Below are 18230 nucleotides of genomic sequence, written 5' to 3'. Positions count from 1 at the left end.
AGACAAAATTAACCAAACCAATGGGAAGGAGCAAGGTTAGGATCGATTTCTTCAGAAATTTGATGGCTAAGCTCTTTTTCATTTTTGCAAAAAATATTCTCCATCTCCCTACGAATTAAGGCTTTAATACACACCTTTTCTTCCAAAGAACAAGGCAAGGAGTCGAAGGTAATCGACGGTTTTTGAGTGTGGTCAACAACTACATAGCAATTTGAGATGCGGCTGAGAATATGAGCCATCAGTTCTTGACGTAACTCAGGAATGGAGAAAGCCCGCTGGTAATGGTGGGAACAATTTTCCAGAACATCATTAATCTCCGCAACAACAGCTGGCATCGTTAAGTTAACAATTGTTTTAGTCATAATCCCATGTCTCCTACCCTCGAAGCCCTTAACTGGAAATTAATCTACAGGCTCTAGTTTTATGTTTCCACTGTAGATAATTAATGTGAGGAACTTGTGAAGATATCCAATTTAAACCGTAATACTATTTAACCTATTACTTAAGTTTAGTAAATCCAGTACAAAATTCAGTGAATTTACTGAGTGTCGGATAGAAGAGGTCGCATCGAAATGATTTGCTGCAAGCGATTTCTATCCTACCCAACAAATGAGTTTAGTTAATGTTTGAGGTTTTGAATTGACTCTAACAATAAGAAATTTCTTTGCGATCGCGGAAATACTTCCCACTTAAACTCATTGGAGCTTCTGTAGCCAGCCAAATAGCAGTGTCAGCCCCTTGTTCTGGAGATCGCGGAGCAGAACTACCACCCATATCGGTGCGTACCCAACCGGGGCACATTGAGTAAACCGCAATTCTTTTCGGTCTTAAAGCTTCGGCAAGCATAATCGTAGCACCATTGAGTGTTAATTTGGATAGACAATAACTAGGTACCTCTGCCGAAAGACCACTTAACTCACCGTATCCACTTGATACATTAATGATTTTCGCAGTGGGTGCTGTTTCCAACAACGGTAAGAATGCTTGAACGATGCGAATGGGAGCAAAGGCGTTAGTGTTCATCGTGCGCTCCAGCAATTCACGCGAAATGGTGAGAATATTCACACCTTCATCAGGATAGATAGCGGCATTATTGATAAGTACGTCTAAATGGTTAATTTGTTGAGATAACTCTCGAGTTGTGAGATGAATGGAAGCATCATCTGTAACCTCAAGAACAACAGGTTTCACGTGAGGTGAAGATAATTGTTCAACAGCAGCATTCGCTTTGTCAGGAGATCGCGCTGCTAGAACCACTTCAAATCCAGCATTGAGCAATCCCTTACAAATAGCAAACCCAATACCTTTATTGCCTCCCGTGACAAGTGCGTATTTTTTGTTTGACTGTGTGTTCATCGCGCTCACCTCATCAGTTGCCTAGATTTTGCGTTTCAGCCCAAACTATATACCAACAGGCAGAATGACGTATAGACAAACCGGATATGTCATAGAATAATGACAAACTAGACGACTGAAAATGCTAGGAACACAGGGAATTTCCAGGTAGGGCTATGCCGCATTTTCCTGAAATAACAAGGTGTCAGCTGCACAACAGCAACTCTAAAGTTTATTGGTAGCTTGATTTGGTATCTATAAATAAATGATAATGAGCATAATACAGCTTTCTTAGCAAGGCTTGATTTTTCGTTCGCAATTAACCTGAGCGCTTAAAGGGGCGCAAACTAGTTTTCCATCACAAAGAATCACACGGCTATTGATACGTCAAGTTGAAAATCCCCCTTTTCTGAGAGGAATTCAATGTCTAATGAATTGCATGAATCGGATCTGAGCAAGCGTTTAACTGCGATAGAAGTGCAACTACAGCAATTCAATCAGCTCTTATCAAATCTCAGCGATCGTATTGTAAGGTCAGAAGAGAATTTCCTACTAGTAGCAGATCTGTATAAGTACAAAAAACTGCAAGAACTTTTAGTGGCAGGAAATTTGAGAGACGCAGACTGGGAGACGATTCGGGTTATTCAGGCAATAACGGGAGAGCCTGACTTGGGAGACATCACTCCAGATGATATGAGGCAGTTTCCTTGTGACGAGCTACAAGTGATAGACACCCTGTGGAAGAGATATAGTCAGGGCCGTTTCGGTTTCAGCGTGCAAATACAAATTTACCAAAGCGTTGGGGGTTCGCTTGATACCACCATTAATCAAGATACCAAAGTGATTGAGCAATTCGGCGAGCGCGTGGGATGGCGTGCGGGCGGTAAATGGACAAAGTGCGATGATTTGGACTACACGTTAGCTGCACCAATTGGCTGTCATCCTTCACGGTGGTGGAACTCTCCCTTTGGATCGAAAATGACGAATTACTTTTTCAATCGCCTGCTAGTCTGTAGTATTTAACTCATTCGGGATGCAAATAGTCTCTGTGAAACACCCTGTTTGCCTTCACCTCAGTTGAAATTCCTTTGAGGTTAGAACATGTCTAAAAAAGACAATACTCTATTCGCGTGTAAAGTTTTATTTCCAGTTCTTTTTGCCTCCGTCTTCACCAGCGCCTGCAGTCAGGATAAACCTTCTGCCACAGCCAGCGAACCACAACCAATTCCAGTTCAATTGCAGTCATTGCAGACCACCACACTGCAAGAGGTCTCAGAGTTTGTGGGTAGGCTAGAAGCTCAGCAGAGGGTTTCGTTGCGACCTGAGATTCAAGGTCGAATAGAATCGATTCCCATCTCGTCAGGCGATCGAGTCGAGCAGGGAACGCCAATTGTGCTACTGCGTCCGGATCGAGCACAGCCAGAATTGATGAGCGCCATAGCCAGAGTTAACTCAGCCAAATCCGCCTATATGACAGCCCGAGCACAACTGAAGGCAGCAGAGGCACAACGACTCAGGGATGCAGCAGATGTAGAGCTTCAAAAGGTGGAATTCCGGCGGGCACAGCAGTTGGTTTCTGAAGGAGCACAAGCAAAACAACAGTTAGACATCGCCCAGAGAAACCTGAACACAGCCCAAGCTAGCCTCCTCGCTACTGAGGAGCAAGTAGGAGCCGCTAAAGCCAGCGTGAATCAAGCGGAAGCTAACGTTCGACAAGCTGAGGCAGATGCAGCAACCGCTCGCGTGTCTCTCCAGTTTAAACAGGTGCTGGCACCGATTACTGGAGAGGTAGGTGACTTCCCAGTTAAGGTTGGAGACTACGTTAGCACTGGTCAAACCCTAACAACTATTACTCAAAATGACAATCTCTACTTGCGAATCTCAATTCCCAGCAACCGCTCTTCAGAACTACGCCGGGGTTTACCAGTGGAGCTTGTAGATGCCAAAACAAGAAAACCCTTGAGCAGTGGAAATATCAGCTTTATATCTCCAGAGGTAGAAACAGGTGCTCAAGCTATTTTAACCAAAGCTCGCTTTTCCAACTCTGGCGGCAACCTACGAGAAGGACAGTTTGTCCGCGCAAGAGTCATATGGAGCAAACGTTCAGGTGTTTTGCTGCCCACAGTGGCTGTATCTAATATCGGGGCACAGAGCTTTGTGTTTGTAGCTCAGAGAACGGGTTCAAAACGAACTGTGCGGCGTCAACCCGTTAAATTGGGAGCCATTCAAGGTCAAAGCTACCAGGTGATCGATGGAGTCAAGCCAGGTGACCAAATTGCAGTCAGCCAAATTCTCACCTTAAGGGATGGTTCTCCAATTCAACCCAACTAAGATGATGAAAAATTGTTTATGAATATCATTCTCAAAATTGGCATTCATCTTCCTGGTATCAACTCGACCATTATCATTCTTAGGCTATGAGTATTGCAGATATTTTCATTAGGCGACCGGTTTTTACTACAGTTTGCACTGTACTTATTCTCTTAGTCGGAGGAATCTGCATTCCGCTACTTCCATTAGATAAACTACCAGAAATGGCTCTCAAGCAGGTGACTGTTACTGCTAACTATCTGGGTACTGATGCTAAAACGGCAGAAGACAACGTTACCACCGTGCTAGAGCGGGAAATCAACGGTACAGAGCGTGTCGTTTATATGTCCTCGCAAACGACCAATGATGGCAATGCCATTATTAACGTCTCCTTTCCCACGGAGATGGATAGAAACACTGCACAAGTCCTCGTTCAAAATAATGTAGCGATCGCTGAACCAAATTTACCAGAAGAAGTCAACCGTATTGGTGTGACTACACAGAAGCAGTCTCCAACCATTACTCTTGCCTATGCCTTCTCTTCTGAAAAGGACCAGAACGGAAACTTCATATACGATAACGTCTTTTTGAGCAACTACGTTGACAGACAAATATTTGATGAAATCAAACGGATTGAGGGTGTAGGTTCGGTCAGAATAGTGGGGGAACGTAAATACGCCATGCGTATCTGGCTCGATCCCGATGCCCTTGCTGCAAGAAATTTGACATCGCAGGATGTCATTAGCGCTATTGCCGAACAGAATATCCAGGTGGGAGCGGGGAGAATTGGTCAGCAGCCAACCCCAACCGAGCAGCAATATGAAATCGCTTTGCGAGCTAACGGTCGATTTACCACTCCCGCAGAAGCGGAAGACATTGTGGTACAAGTCGGTCAGGATGGGACGCTCATTCGGTTAAAAGATGTAGGTCGAGCTGAAGTTGGGGCAGAGAACTACAGCGCTACAACGCTGTTTGATGGCTCACCAGCAGTTATTTTGTTAGCTTACCAACTACCGGGCACAAATGCCTGGAACACAGCCAACACCATCAAAGCAAAAATGGCAGAGCTGCAAACTAATTTTCCACCAGGATTAAAGGCGACAATCGGCTTGGATAATACTTTATTCGTAGCCGCGTCCCTTGATGAAGCCTTTAAAACCCTTTTGGAAGCAATCGCCCTGGTGTTCCTTGTCATTTTTATCTTTCTACAAGACTGGCGCACCACAATTATTCCTGCTCTTGCCATCCCCGTATCACTGATCGGAGCACTGGCGATGACCTATGTGCTTGGGTTTACCTTAAATCAGTTAACTATATTTGGTATTATCCTAGCAACAGGTTTAGTGGTGGATGATGGTATCGTTGTTGTAGAGGCGATCGCTGCTAAACTCGAGCAAGGCATGAAACCGTTGCAAGCAGCCTTAGATGCAATGGAAGAACTTACCGGGGCAATTATCGCAACATCAGTAGTACTGATGGCAGTATTTATCCCCGTGACCTTCTTTCCAGGTACAACGGGCATCGTTTACAGGCAATTTGCGCTGATTATCGCTTTCTCCATTGCTATTTCTACCTTCAACGCCCTGAGTTTCTCTCCCAGTATGTCTGCAATCATCATGCGGCGACAGCAGGAAGTCCACGGACCGTTAGGCGTTTTTTTCCGCTGGTTTAACCAGGTGTTTGATTGGTTCAAATCGGGGTACGTCAAAATCGTAGAATTTCTGATCCGGATTTGGTGGCTCGTGATTCCAGTATTTGTTGCGGGTTTAATAGCAACAGGTTGGATTTACCAGACAACTCCCCAAGGATTTATCCCTGAAGAAGATCAGGGCTATTTCTTTACGATTGTGGAAGCCCCACCAGGGGTATCTCTCAATTACAGTGTCGATATAGTCAGGAAGATTACAGAGGAAGTCGTGCTACCACTGCCTGAAGTTGAGCACGTTGTCGGGAATGCGGGCTTTGGTTTTGAGGGAAACGCCAGTAACAAAACGCTGTTTTTCGTCAAGCTTAAAGATTGGGAGGAACGTCACGGTGCAGAGCATTCCGTCTTTGGTATTTTACAAAAAATTAACAAAGCGTTGCGCGAAAAAATCCCTGGAGCGGTCGCGATCGCTGTCAATGCTCCACCCGTGGATGGTTTGGGAAGTACGGGCGGCTTCGAGATGTATATCCAAAACAGACAAGCGCTGCCAATGGAAGCCCTAATCGACAATACACAAAAGGTGATACAAGCAGCACAGAAGAGACCAGAGCTTGGACGTGTCTTTACCCAATTCACCTTCAATACTCCAATGATGCAGATCTCAATCGATCGCGTTCAAGCAAAAGCACAGAATGTGCGAGTTAGCGATATTTTCAGCACCATGCAAACCTATCTGGGTGCAAGTTATGTTAACCAATATATACTCGGTGGGCGCTTGTATCGAGTTTATGCTCAGGCAGACGGTACAGTTCGCTCCAATCCTGATGATGTCAGTCGCCTGTATGTACGTTCTCAGGATGGCAATCTTGTCCAACTGAGCACGTTGGTGCAAATGGAAAGATTCACCTATCCACCTGTCATCACGCACTTTAACGTTTACCCGTCAATCAAAATTCAAGGAGCTCCAGCACCGGGCTACAGCACGGGACAGGCAATCCAAGCAATGGAAGAAGTTGCCAACCAAGTTTTGCAACCAGGATTTGGCTTTGCCTGGACTGGAACTGCCTTTCAAGAGAGATCCTCTAGTGGTGCAGCACCAATCATTTTTGGCTTAGCTTTTGTCATGGTTTTCTTAGTTTTAGCCGCACAGTACGAAAGCTACGTCGATCCAACTATCATCATGATTACCGTACCTTTGGCTATATTGGGCGCACTTGGTGCAGTCTTGTTCCGCGCTAATATTTTCCAGCAAGGTGGTGTTTGGCCTGCGCTTAACAATAATATGTATGCCCAAGTAGCGCTGGTCATGCTGATTGGTCTGGCAAGTAAGAATGCAATTCTGATTGTGGAGTTTGCTAACCAGTCAGCAGCGCTAGGAATGAACTATACCAAAGCTGCAATTCGCGCTTGTGAAGAACGCTTGCGACCAATTCTCATGACTGCCTTTGCTGGCTTAGTCGGTTTTTGGCCATTAGTCATAGCTTCTGGTGCAGGAGCAATGAGTCGATGGGCTTTAGGAACAGCACTCTTTGGTGGTTATTTGATTTCAACAGTTTTAAGTTTGTTTTTAGTTCCTGTCTTGTACGTTGTTATCAAAAACTTAGAAGAGCAGTTCCTAAAACCTGGTAAGCCTGGTAAGCCCACAAGCTCATTACAGCGTCCAGACCAATCTCAATCACAAATGGAACCTGCAGTTTCTACATTTCAAACGGCTTCAAAAGAAGATTAATCTGTTGAGTTAGACGGCTTGAGTTATATATTCAAGCTGTTAATTTCAACTGAAAATCAGTGATATTTTTGCTTGTAAAGTTGGCATTAACAAAGGAAGTTTTTCAGGTATAATATAGTCATTAGAAAATTACAATTTAGTTAATAAAGTAACAGAAATGTTTAAAAAATGGAATGCAGACGATTGGATAAACCACATATTGTTCACAGTCACTGTTGGATATTTGTTTTATAATTTCTTTTTGCACCATTAGTTATAACAATTGCTTTAGCTATTTATACTGACATTTTGCACCTTCTTTGTGGGAGGGGGTGGTGGGCACTGCTCACCCTACGATCGGAATAAACTTTTTGGGCTTTGATTTTTGCAATAAGGTGATGGTGTAAGATATGAGTATAGGAATATGTAAGCACTGCCTACCGTTAACTGCTACACGGCATAGCCTAACCTACGCAAATCGGTAATTTTAGAGCAGAAAAGGAGTAATTTTATCGCCCATCAATTGATCGAACAATTTCTCCCTAGATCGATAGTATTTTTTTGTATATCTAACAACAATCTGAGCGAGAAAAATTATGAATATTAGGCTAATCATTTTGTCAGGTTTTATGACTGCTCTTATTGGCACAGTTATTGGCTTAGCTGCTGCTCAAATTGGTCAGCGTAACTTTAACCAACTCAAATTCCAAGGTCAGTACTACCAAGACTTGAACAACAGGTATGCCCTAATTGGTGGCACCGTAGGACTTGTTGTAGGTATCGCACAAGAATGTGTGCGGGAACTCAAGTCTCAGAGGGATGAAGAGTAAAAAATTTACTTTCTCTCAGAGTGAAATAATTTGTCTTTATCTTGGTATCTTTACGGTTTTTAAACAGTAAGAATGAAAGTTAAATATAGCTTAATTTTCTTGTTAATTATCGGTACAACTGTTCTAATTACGGCAAATTGGAATTGGGGTATGATGGGGATGACAGCATTTTTATTAGCTTACTTCTCTAAAGGGTTAAGACGTCGGGCTAAAGAATGAAGTATAAAATATAAAGGATGAAGGATAAAATATAAAATACTACGTTAAGAAAATCGCTAATTGCTAATTTCATGAAGAGCAATCAGCAGTTAGCGATACAAGGAGCGCCTACACTCGGATGTTTTGGTATTCTTTTTCCGGTCAATGGCAATAATCATCTGTATCGTATATGTCATCAATACGCTCGGACGAATATCTACCTCTGATGTTTTCATTAAAAAATCTGCCAATAGAATCAGCCTCGTGGAACTCTTCCCATGTCTCAGGCTCTACCCCAGAATACTGATAGACTGCTCCATTGTGGAATTCAACTTGTAAAATTTGTTCATCACGGTCATATCCCACTGCGTTAGCCATTGAGGAACTTACTGGTAGCATGGCAATTGGTTCTTCATAGGGGGAAAGCGCAGGAGAGTCAGTGACAATTTCGTTAAGTTGTTGTAGCCCTTCGTAAGCTTGTATTGGTGCAGGAATTGCTACACACTCAAACTCATTGCCGCGATCGATTAATAATTGCAAGTATCCGTCAGAGTGACCAACTGCAATCAGATTGCCTAAATCAAGCTTAGACAGCTTCATTCAATTCACTCTCCTATAAGTGTATGTGGTATTGTTTGTGTAATGGGAATTATCTAATGGTACAAATATACTATAAAAGCATTCTGCGGTCAAGAGGTATCAAAAGGGCTTTTCAGTCTCTTAAAAGCTATAGAGTCTGTCGGAAGATATCTCAGATGTCTAAGCTTGTCTAGATTAAAAGTATCAGTTATACAGTTTCAATCTTAAAATTCTCGAAAGTGGCTTGAAATCCCTCTCTTTCTGGTGACGCACACATAAGACCGACTTGCAGTGTCTCTGCTTCAGTCAGATAAGCTAATCTCAGCATGGTGTAATTTTGACCATCAAAGGAATATTGCACCTCAATGGTGGCGCTTCTTCTATGCAAACGCAGCCATAAAGAACCAGGGTTTTGCCGTAATGGTACAACTGACCAATCCGAGTAATCTCTTGTGACAACAGCGCTCACATGTTGCACTCCTTCCACGAATTCAATACCAGTTTTTATCCAAGTTGTTTCATCTAATCTGACCATCAGCCCTGCTTGGTCGTACAAAATTTGATACTGTCCGGTGATTTTCACGCTCGCAATAAAATCTCCCGTGACCTCTTGGTAATAAAAATTCCCACTGTCACGAATGAAACCGTAATTAGTGATGCGCCAAAAATCTGTGTTTGCTCCAGAGGTGACGGTGATTATGCCATTTTCCTCGTTCCAAGAAGTTGGTTCGTTGTACCATTTCATAGAATGTATTTAAAAAATCTGGAGTGATTCAATTTTTATGCTAACTGCAAGCAAGGACATTTTTGCAAAAAGTTAGCTGCTTTGCGTTCCGCGTCTTGGTTATTAATGTGTGCTGGTGTAGGTCGTATAGTACCATCAAACAAGTCATTTAAACCGTAAGGTGTGAAAAATAGCCATTGCCCTTTGGTATTTAGCCGAACTCCTACAGCAGTAGCAGTGTGCAGCCAATCTTTGATGCCATCTTCTGTACTTTCATAGGTTCTACGACCGAAACGCCAACGCGCAAAACTTGCTTGATTTTTAACATCAAACAAGTAATTGGGAAATTGTTCCGTAAGAATTGCTTTGGCTGCTAATTCTTGTGAGCGATCGCCTTGTGCATCAAAAAATGCAATATCAAAATCTTTGATAACTAACTGACAATTATTCCCGAAAACCGTTCTCCACACCGTATTTCGGACTGCACCGCCTGCTAACCACCAGTTAGGAAGGTCAATTTGCGCGATCGCAGGCAGTACAGTGCCCACAGGGGAACTAGCTAAAATTGTCTGAAGGCGAGTGGTACTGTTCATAAATTAAAAAATATCAAATAAATTGATATCTTTTAACTTATGAAATCATTAAGCTTTTTCTATTCCCGGACGACCATTTTCAACTACAAATGAAGCACGATCGCTAATCGTACCAAATGGAGTTGTCACTTCTGACAGGACTTTATAGTCTGTTGTCCAACTGGCTGGAGTGACCACACAACGGACGTATCCCCGTTGACCGTTGTAAAACTTAATGTGAGGGTTGTCTGGTAAATAAGCCTCAACGTTAGGGCTGGAGTCTGAACCATCTCCACCAGAACTAATTGAGGTGCAAACAAACTCGCTGCCAACTGTTGCGGAATCTGGGTTATCAAAATTAGCCTTTAACTCCATTGCCCAATTGGAATGGACATCACCAGTCAAAACAACTGGATTGGATGGTTTGCGTTGTTCTAGAAAATTCAGCAGTCGCTTTTGCGAAACGACGTATGCATCCCACTTATCCATGCTGAAAGTTTGACCTTCTCCTGGTGTAAAGTCTCGTTGAGCAACCGGAACTTGTTGAGCTAGTATGTTCCAGGTAGCCTGAGAGCGATCTAAACCCTTGAATAACCATTCTTCCTGGCGAGGGCCCAGGATTGTCGCTTCTGGGTCAAACGCCTCCGCACAACGTTCTTTGGTACCATCTTCACAAGGCTGATCCGTGCGATATTGACGGGTATCGAGCACGTGGAAAGTTGCCAGTTTACCGAAGGAAAGACGACGGAAAAGTTGCATATCCGGACCTTCAGGCTTTGAAAAGGGTCGTAAAGGCATATGCTCGTAGTAAGCTTGATATGCAATCGCTCGCCTGATTAAAAACTCAGCAGGATCTTGGTCATCATCATCGATTTGCGAGGTAGCATTGGCATAGTTGTTTTCTACTTCGTGGTCATCCCAAGTGACAATCCAAGGAAATGCCGCGTGGGCTGCTTGTAAGTTTTTATCGGTTTTGTAGAGAGCGTGACGATTGCGATAATCTTCTAGAGTTTTAATCTCAGGCCCATTATGCTGTCTTGGGCGATCGGGTGTGATTCCCCCTTCATAGATGTAATCACCAGTGTGAACGACTAGGTTGAGGTCTTCCTCTGCCAAGTATTTGTATGCCGTGTAGTATCCTTGCTCGTAGTGCTGGCAAGAGACAAATGCAAAGGCAAGTTTGCTTATGTTACTTTCTGCTTTGGGCGCTGTACGAGTGCGACCAATTGGGCTTTCTTCCGTACCTGAAATAAATCGATACCAATATACAGTGTCGGGTTTTAGCCCGTTAACGACTGCGCGAACTGAGTGAGCCAATTCTGGAATCGCAATCTCAGTGCCTTTTGCCACAATGTTTCTCATATTGGGATCGGTTGCCACTTGCCAGCGAATTGGTACATTGACTTGTGGCATCCCACCTCCATTTAAAGGATCGGGAGCTAGACGAGTCCAGAGAACTACACTATGTGGATAAGGTTCTCCAGAAGCCACACCAAGTGTAAAAGGATAATTAGAAAATGGAACTTGGGCGAGTACTCGTTGATGGGAAAATTGGTTGGCGATCGCCAAGCCAGTTAATGCCCCTGCCCCAATGATTAAGTTGCGTCGCTTAATTCGGCTGTATAGGAACCGCTCAAAAGCCCTGTAATCTATCATCCTAAGCCCCTGAATAGCAGGTGAATAATAAGTAGAGCAACAGGTAATCCAAAGAGAGCAGGTGATAAGAGGCAAACATTACTCGGCGACTAAGTGATAGCTCAGACTTGACTGAAATAGTGCTTTGTTACCTTGAAATTTTGTCATTCAAGGTAATTATTGAGCTATTCTACGGCAATAAACAAGGGAAAAAACATGCTGACTACACGAAATATGAAAACCCCTTGATTTGACTGCTACATCCCAGGAATCAACTGTTGCTTTGCCGAGTTAAACTTACCTCTTGAACATTAATTCCCTATAAAGAAAAAGTTAATATTAGCTTAATTCAGTATTTTTTCTTAATTGTTTTTTTTCAAGGTAAAAATTAATGCAATAAGAATAATAACTATTATTTAGATATATCAGACTAAGCGAAGAATAAACGGGTAACGATATGGGGTATCAGGGTTATCAAGCACTCGAATAATAGCAATAATTGGCATGACAATACTAATAATTCCCAATATCACTAAAAGTGGAATACCAATCACCAGAAAAATGAGTAATGTAAAGATAAAGGCATAAATATAAAGATTTATATGAAAGTTGAGCGATTCCTTAGCATTTTCTTTGACAATAGAATCTTCAGTAGTCAATAAAATTCCAATAGGTACACCTACAGACACGATAGTGGAGCTAAAAAATATTGCTCCATGACATAAGACTGAAAAAAGTTTGCGTTGAGAAACTTGTTCCATATCATAACCTCTTGTTAAGAAATAATTGTGGAATTGCTTCCAATCTGAATGACTCCTTAATCCTAGCGCTTGCAAAGTTGATATTGCAATTTTGGTAAAATTTCGCAAAATAAAATCTTTTGTTTCTCACTCTTCTACTTTTTAAAGCAAGGCTACGCGTTCCTCTTCTACCAGTAAAAAAAACAACCTTTAGTCAAGAATTAACTGTTAAATAGACGAATTTTGAACTTTTGCTTTGAAAATGCCTATTTTTGAGAAAAATCTTTTTAACTACTCCCTTTTCGGTGTAAGATTACCAATCTTCTTTTCCTCTTTCTTTGTGTCCTTAGCGTCTATGCGCTAGCACGCATGCTAGGCGAAAACCCCCCACCTCCCGCCAAATCTCCAGAACCTAGACAATACAATACTTACAGCGATTTTGGTATGAGCACGAGCCTGTTTGCCAAAGCCTGAAATGGACTTTTAGAACAGTCCCGCCAAAAATGCTCATGGAAATGGCTCTAGAGTTAGCTTCTGTTGACCGCCCTTTCAAATCAATGAAACCCGTTCGCGGGATTGAAACCCGTTGCGACCGTTCAACCCATTGCGACCATCGGTGCTTTCAAATCAATGAAACCCGTTCGCGGGATTGAAACACCACTTATTGTCGCGCTGCCAATTATTTTTTCTAATCTTTCAAATCAATGAAACCCGTTCGCGGGATTGAAACAGGCAATTGGCTCAAATCCAAAGACGATTGCCCGACGCCTTTCAAATCAATGAAACCCGTTCGCGGGATTGAAACAGGCTCCGAAGTAACACGAGTGTCATTTTGGGGGCGCTTTCAAATCAATGAAACCCGTTCGCGGGATTGAAACACCCAAGGTCTATCAAATCGCGAGTCAGTTCTACGCTTTCAAATCAATGAAACCCGTTCGCGGGATTGAAACGAACAACTCTGAGGGACTGGATGGAATATTTCTTTGCTTTCAAATCAATGAAACCCGTTCGCGGGATTGAAACGTTTTATTACTTGCGATATATTAGATAATGTATAACTACTTTCAAATCAATGAAACCCGTTCGCGGGATTGAAACCCAAAGATGCACTTCGGAAGAAGGTTGAGGCTGAAGGAACTTTCAAATCAATGAAACCCGTTCGCGGGATTGAAACGACTCACAACTCGTTACACGACTGCAGCACGCTCAAGCTTTCAAATCAATGAAACCCGTTCGCGGGATTGAAACTACGACAGAGAAATTCGGTTTTGTTTACGGAGACTTTCAAATCAATGAAACCCGTTCGCGGGATTGAAACCCAGCTTTCACTGGCTCCATGCAAGGATTATCATCGCTTTCAAATCAATGAAACCCGTTCGCGGGATTGAAACATTTCAGAGCAATCTGGACTGTTGAGACAGCAAGCCTTTCAAATCAATGAAACCCGTTCGCGGGATTGAAACATCAATCAATTAGAGTGGGAGCGAACGACCACATCGACTTTCAAATCAATGAAACCCGTTCGCGGGATTGAAACTCAGTCTAGTTTATTTAGGAACAGCTTTATGAGCAAGTCTTTCAAATCAATGAAACCCGTTCGCGGGATTGAAACAGACTTGTGGGTCATAAAGAGTTGAGAAATTTTCGACTTTCAAATCAATGAAACCCGTTCGCGGGATTGAAACGTAGTAAGCATAATTTTTCTAATAAATTTATCTGTCTTTCAAATCAATGAAACCCGTTCGCGGGATTGAAACCAGTACTAACTGTCGCTGTAGTCATACCAGTACAAGCTTCTTTCAAATCAATGAAACCCGTTCGCGGGATTGAAACGATTCGCGTCAGCAACCGAGCTCGGATTCTGAGACCACTTTCAAATCAATGAAACCCGTTCGCGGGATTGAAACAAGGCACCAAAGATAGGCAATGTTCTCTTCTGCTTTCAAATCAATGAAACCCGTTCGCGGGATTGAAACTGCAGCGCAATCAAGGCAGTAGCGGAGCGAACGCGACCTTTCAAATCAATGAAACCCGTTCGCGGGATTGAAACATGTTTCTGAGAGGTCGGAAACGCCTTGATAAAATTCTTTCAAATCAATGAAACCCGTTCGCGGGATTGAAACATTTCCTCATCGCTGTAAGTCTTGCCAGGTTCTGTTGTCTTTCAAATCAATGAAACCCGTTCGCGGGATTGAAACCGTAGTCGTATTTACATGGGTCTTGACGTTTCTCAAGTACTTTCAAATCAATGAAACCCGTTCGCGGGATTGAAACGGGTCTACAGCATCTCACCAACAATTTGAAATAACTTTCAAATCAATGAAACCCGTTCGCGGGATTGAAACATCTCTTTTATTAACTCCATATACAGTTAATAGCTTTCAAATCAATGAAACCCGTTCGCGGGATTGAAACAAGCCTGTATCCCATGCCATTGTAAACCTCCAGCTTACTTTCAAATCAATGAAACCCGTTCGCGGGATTGAAACAGTATGAGGGAGTACAAACCCGACTCGTTTATAAGCTTTCAAATCAATGAAACCCGTTCGCGGGATTGAAACTTTCTTTTGAAAATCACTTAAATTTTCGTCACTCACTTTCAAATCAATGAAACCCGTTCGCGGGATTGAAACCAAAGTCGCACAAATCCGCAAAGTCACCCCAAGGAAACTTTCAAATCAATGAAACCCGTTCGCGGGATTGAAACCAGATCGTTGAAATCTGTAGCGACCCTAGCAATCCTTTCAAATCAATGAAACCCGTTCGCGGGATTGAAACGCAAGCGGGTCGTCCCGATGGCTGGGGAAAAATTACAGACTTTCAAATCAATGAAACCCGTTCGCGGGATTGAAACTTCCACTCGTCACCTGCACGATTAGCTGCCTTTATCTTTCAAATCAATGAAACCCGTTCGCGGGATTGAAACGAATGTACCAACCACCTCAAGCGTGCAGTCGGGGCCTTTCAAATCAATGAAACCCGTTCGCGGGATTGAAACTTACAGGAGGGGGCGCGGCAGGGACGGGCGGCAATTACTTTCAAATCAATGAAACCCGTTCGCGGGATTGAAACCAAGTTTATAGTGTTCTCCGTCACAACCTCGCCCTTTCAAATCAATGAAACCCGTTCGCGGGATTGAAACTTTTTATTAACTGGTATAGGAATTATGGGTTGATACCAGCTTTCAAATCAATGAAACCCGTTCGCGGGATTGAAACGGCGCTGACCTCAACGCAAGTGAGGACGAATCGGCTTTCAAATCAATGAAACCCGTTCGCGGGATTGAAACAGTATGGATTGGATATCGATATCGAAACTGATGTAACTTTCAAATCAATGAAACCCGTTCGCGGGATTGAAACGATTCCAAAAAATCCTTCATCAACGCGATCGCCAAGGTGACGCTACGCTGTAATTTATACAGACAGTATTTTGGCGAATCTCTTGGGATGAACTGATGAGTATAAGTACTTACCAGGTTGGGGGATCTCTACCACCAGAGGCATCAACTTATGTAGAGCGACGGGCAGACAAAGAATTGTACGAGTCCGCGATCGCTGGAAATTACTGTTATGTATTAAATTCTCGACAAATGGGAAAATCCAGCTTGCGGGTACAAACCATGAAAAAACTGCAAAAGGCTGGTATTGTTTGTGCGGCTATTGATATTACCTTGCTCGGTACTCAGCAGGTAACACCTGAGCAGTGGTATGGTAGCTTTATCCAGAATTTGGTCAATAACTGTGAGCTAGAAGAAAACTTTGACGTCTCGACCTGGTTGAATCAGCATGGTCATCTGTCTCCAGTAACATGGTTGCAGATTTTTATAGAAAAGGTTTTGCTGCAAGAAATTTCTCAGCAAATTGTAATTTTTATTGATGAAATTGATAGTATTTTACAATTAGATTTCAAAGAAGATTTTTTAGCTTTTATCCGAGCTTGCTATAACCGAAGATCTGATAATTCTGCTTACAATCGCTTGACTTTTGTTCTTTTGGGAGTAGCAACACCTTCTGATTTGATTCGTGATAAAAAACGTACTCCTTTTAATATTGGTAAAGCGATACAACTAGAGGGTTTTAAATTAAATGAGGTTGAACCTTTAGCACAAGGTTTAGAAGGAAAAGTTAGTGATTGTGAAACAGTAATCAAAGAAATATTGACTTGGACTGCGGGACAACCATTTCTTACTCAAAAACTTTGTCAATTAATTTGTGATTCTAGAGATTGTATTCCTGCTGGCGAAGAAGCACAGTGCATAGAAAACTTAGTCAGTTCACGTATTATCGAAAATTGGGAAGGTCAGGATGAACCAGAGCATTTGAGAACAATACGCGATCGCATCTTGAGCAATCAGGAACGTGCTAGGCAATTGCTACAACTGTACCAGAAAATTTTGCAGCAAGATGAAATTTCTGCTGATAACAGTCTTGAACAAATAGAACTGCAGCTATCGGGATTAGTACTAAAAAACCAGGGAAAATTAAAAATTTATAACAATCTTTATGCCTCTGTTTTTAACCAGAAATGGGTTAATAAGGTTTCAGTGGAACTAAGACAGCAAAAGTCATTGGCTCCCTTCCACGCACCATCATTGCCTTCTTACTTTGTCGAACGCCCAGAAGTCACCAGAGACCTTAAAAAGTGTCTTCTCGATGCAACTGCAAGTACAAGTGGGCTGGTAGTAAGTGCGATTCATGGCTTGGGAGGTATTGGTAAATCAACCCTAGCAGCAGCTCTAGCCCACGCTCCTGATGTATTGGAGCGTTTTCCAGATGGTGTTCTCTGGGCTACCTTAGGTCAAGAGCCTAATGTGCTTTCTCTACTTACAAGCTGGGTGCAAGCTCTTGGTGACTATGACTTCCCCTGTACTAATCTTCATGCAGTTTCCCATCACTTGCGTAGTTTGTTGCATAAAAAGGCGGCGTTGCTAGTCGTGGATGATGTTTGGGATTATACTCATGCCCTGCCCTTCCGAGTCGGTGGTTCTGAGTGTCGAGTCTTAATCACAACTCGTAACGCTGAAATAGCAAGATACTTGGATGCAACTCTTTACCCCTTAAAGGTAATGACGGAAGAGCAAGCATTGAAATTATTGGCAGATTATATTAAAAAGCGTAATAACAACCAATTTAACTTTAAGGGCATAGAAGAAGAGAAGGTTCTAGCATTAGCTAAAGCGGTAGAATATTTACCATTAGCACTGGAATTGGCAGCATCTCAAATTATAGACGGTATTTCTTGGACCGAGTTGCTTACTGATTTACAGAATGAAATAGCCCGACTAGAGATATTAGACTTACCTGGGGCAGAAGAAGTAGGAGATGAAGCAGCTCGCAAACACTTAAGTTTATTAGCTTCATTCAACCTGAGCTTACAACGATTACCTCCAGAGAGACTTCAACAATTTGCATGGCTGGGTGTTGTGCCTGAGGATGCGATATTGACTCAAGAGATGGTGGCAACACTGTGGGAAACTGATGCACGGAAGGCACGGGAAATTCTACGTTACTTACGGGACTATGCTTTGCTGTCAGAGAGTGTTTCTTTTGCCAATGACACTTGCACTTATCGTCTACATGACCTAGTTCACGACCTTTCTCGTCGTCTGTTAACATCTCCAGTTAAGCCGGAACGGAAAGACGATTTGCCTGGATTGGGCTTAAACATGGCAGAGGCTCATACTACCTTGCTTGAACTTTATCAACGACGCGCAGAGGAAGGAGCCCTGATTGCTTTGGTGCTCGTGCCAATGCCCTAAGTGCTTTAGTTTTTCGTCTATTAGAAATGCCAGTCACTCAACTTTTCCCTCTCTGGCAAGCTACGCTCCACAAGCTAGCTTTACACAATCGCAAAAATTTGCTATAAGACATAAGTCCTTTGGCTCCAATAATTTTTAAATTAGGTAACTTGGAAGCAGTTACAGAAGTCATTACTGCCATTCAAGATGTAGC

12 protein-coding genes and 1 CRISPR repeat array are annotated in these 18230 nt (G+C 42.7%); of the genes, 5 read left to right on the top strand and 7 right to left on the bottom strand.

Features of this window, described 5'->3' with window-relative positions:
• Positions 1-8 precede the first annotated feature (8 nt).
• Both ACYRY3_RS27835 and ACYRY3_RS27830 read right to left on the bottom strand, forming a co-directional pair.
• Positions 9-362, bottom strand: a complete 354-nt coding sequence (locus ACYRY3_RS27835; RefSeq protein WP_460204902.1) for a hypothetical protein — start codon at positions 360-362, stop codon at positions 9-11.
• 283 nt (positions 363-645) lie between these two features.
• Positions 646-1356, bottom strand: a complete 711-nt coding sequence (locus tag ACYRY3_RS27830; protein ID WP_460204901.1) for an SDR family NAD(P)-dependent oxidoreductase — start codon at positions 1354-1356, stop codon at positions 646-648.
• 402 nt (positions 1357-1758) lie between these two features.
• Between ACYRY3_RS27830 and ACYRY3_RS27825 the strand changes: the two genes are divergently transcribed.
• The 4 genes from ACYRY3_RS27825 (at position 1759) to ACYRY3_RS27810 (ending at position 7828) form a co-directional block, all read left to right on the top strand.
• The gene (locus ACYRY3_RS27825; RefSeq protein WP_460204900.1) at positions 1759-2358 is read left to right on the top strand and encodes a GUN4 domain-containing protein; all 600 of its coding nucleotides are present in this window, start codon (positions 1759-1761) and stop codon (positions 2356-2358) included.
• Between the two features lie 78 nt (positions 2359-2436).
• Positions 2437-3666 (top strand): efflux RND transporter periplasmic adaptor subunit, encoded by a 1230-nt coding sequence (locus ACYRY3_RS27820; RefSeq protein ID WP_460204899.1) that lies wholly within the window; start codon positions 2437-2439, stop codon positions 3664-3666.
• 86 nt (positions 3667-3752) lie between these two features.
• On the top strand, positions 3753-7019 hold the full coding sequence (locus ACYRY3_RS27815) for an efflux RND transporter permease subunit (RefSeq protein ID WP_460204898.1): 3267 nt from the start codon (positions 3753-3755) through the stop codon (positions 7017-7019).
• A gap of 575 nt (positions 7020-7594) precedes the next feature.
• Positions 7595-7828, top strand: coding sequence for a hypothetical protein (locus ACYRY3_RS27810; RefSeq protein ID WP_460204897.1), 234 nt, complete (start codon positions 7595-7597; stop codon positions 7826-7828).
• Positions 7829-8188: 360 nt separating this feature from the next.
• Here ACYRY3_RS27810 and ACYRY3_RS27805 read toward each other — a convergent pair whose 3' ends face one another.
• The 5 genes from ACYRY3_RS27805 to ACYRY3_RS27785 form a co-directional block, all read right to left on the bottom strand.
• Positions 8189-8626, bottom strand: a complete 438-nt coding sequence (locus ACYRY3_RS27805) for a KTSC domain-containing protein (RefSeq protein WP_460204896.1) — start codon at positions 8624-8626, stop codon at positions 8189-8191.
• 187 nt (positions 8627-8813) lie between these two features.
• A complete protein-coding gene (locus ACYRY3_RS27800) occupies positions 8814-9350 on the bottom strand; it encodes a DUF1349 domain-containing protein (RefSeq protein ID WP_460204895.1) in 537 nt (178 codons plus the stop codon).
• Positions 9351-9385: 35 nt separating this feature from the next.
• Positions 9386-9922 (bottom strand): nucleotidyltransferase family protein, encoded by a 537-nt coding sequence (locus ACYRY3_RS27795; protein ID WP_460204894.1) that lies wholly within the window; start codon positions 9920-9922, stop codon positions 9386-9388.
• Positions 9923-9970: 48 nt separating this feature from the next.
• Positions 9971-11557 carry an alkaline phosphatase D family protein gene (locus ACYRY3_RS27790; RefSeq protein ID WP_460204892.1) on the bottom strand — a complete coding sequence of 529 codons (1587 nt, stop codon included), beginning with the start codon at positions 11555-11557 and terminating at the stop codon, positions 9971-9973.
• Positions 11558-11961: 404 nt separating this feature from the next.
• Positions 11962-12297, bottom strand: a complete 336-nt coding sequence (locus ACYRY3_RS27785; RefSeq protein WP_460204890.1) for a DUF4870 domain-containing protein — start codon at positions 12295-12297, stop codon at positions 11962-11964.
• A 525-nt stretch (positions 12298-12822) separates the two neighbouring features.
• A CRISPR array of direct repeats spans positions 12823-15638; the repeat unit is 37 nt; unit sequence CTTTCAAATCAATGAAACCCGTTCGCGGGATTGAAAC.
• Between the two features lie 95 nt (positions 15639-15733).
• Here ACYRY3_RS27785 and ACYRY3_RS27780 point away from each other — a divergent pair.
• Complete coding sequence (locus ACYRY3_RS27780; protein ID WP_460204889.1) at positions 15734-18037, top strand: AAA-like domain-containing protein; 2304 nt, start codon at positions 15734-15736, stop codon at positions 18035-18037.
• The last annotated feature ends 193 nt before the right edge of the window (positions 18038-18230 follow it).

It is taken from the genome of Scytonema sp. NUACC21, assembly GCF_054684315.1.
Note: the sequence above shows the minus strand (reverse complement) of the source record. Positions and strands in the feature narration are given on the sequence as shown.

What these genes read in the sequence shown, in the direction of transcription:
- ACYRY3_RS27830 (WP_460204901.1), bottom strand. Translation starts at nt 1,356, where the DNA reads ATGAACACACAGTCAAACAAAAAATACGCACTTGTCACGGGAGGCAAT.
- ACYRY3_RS27815 (WP_460204898.1), top strand. Translation starts at nt 3,753, where the DNA reads ATGAGTATTGCAGATATTTTCATTAGGCGACCGGTTTTTACTACAGTT.
- ACYRY3_RS27805 (WP_460204896.1), bottom strand. Translation starts at nt 8,626, where the DNA reads ATGAAGCTGTCTAAGCTTGATTTAGGCAATCTGATTGCAGTTGGTCAC.
- ACYRY3_RS27810 (WP_460204897.1), top strand. Translation starts at nt 7,595, where the DNA reads ATGAATATTAGGCTAATCATTTTGTCAGGTTTTATGACTGCTCTTATT.
- ACYRY3_RS27795 (WP_460204894.1), bottom strand. Translation starts at nt 9,922, where the DNA reads ATGAACAGTACCACTCGCCTTCAGACAATTTTAGCTAGTTCCCCTGTG.
- ACYRY3_RS27835 (WP_460204902.1), bottom strand. Translation starts at nt 362, where the DNA reads ATGACTAAAACAATTGTTAACTTAACGATGCCAGCTGTTGTTGCGGAG.
- ACYRY3_RS27825 (WP_460204900.1), top strand. Translation starts at nt 1,759, where the DNA reads ATGTCTAATGAATTGCATGAATCGGATCTGAGCAAGCGTTTAACTGCG.
- ACYRY3_RS27790 (WP_460204892.1), bottom strand. Translation starts at nt 11,557, where the DNA reads ATGATAGATTACAGGGCTTTTGAGCGGTTCCTATACAGCCGAATTAAG.
- ACYRY3_RS27780 (WP_460204889.1), top strand. Translation starts at nt 15,734, where the DNA reads ATGAGTATAAGTACTTACCAGGTTGGGGGATCTCTACCACCAGAGGCA.
- ACYRY3_RS27820 (WP_460204899.1), top strand. Translation starts at nt 2,437, where the DNA reads ATGTCTAAAAAAGACAATACTCTATTCGCGTGTAAAGTTTTATTTCCA.
- ACYRY3_RS27800 (WP_460204895.1), bottom strand. Translation starts at nt 9,350, where the DNA reads ATGAAATGGTACAACGAACCAACTTCTTGGAACGAGGAAAATGGCATA.
- ACYRY3_RS27785 (WP_460204890.1), bottom strand. Translation starts at nt 12,297, where the DNA reads ATGGAACAAGTTTCTCAACGCAAACTTTTTTCAGTCTTATGTCATGGA.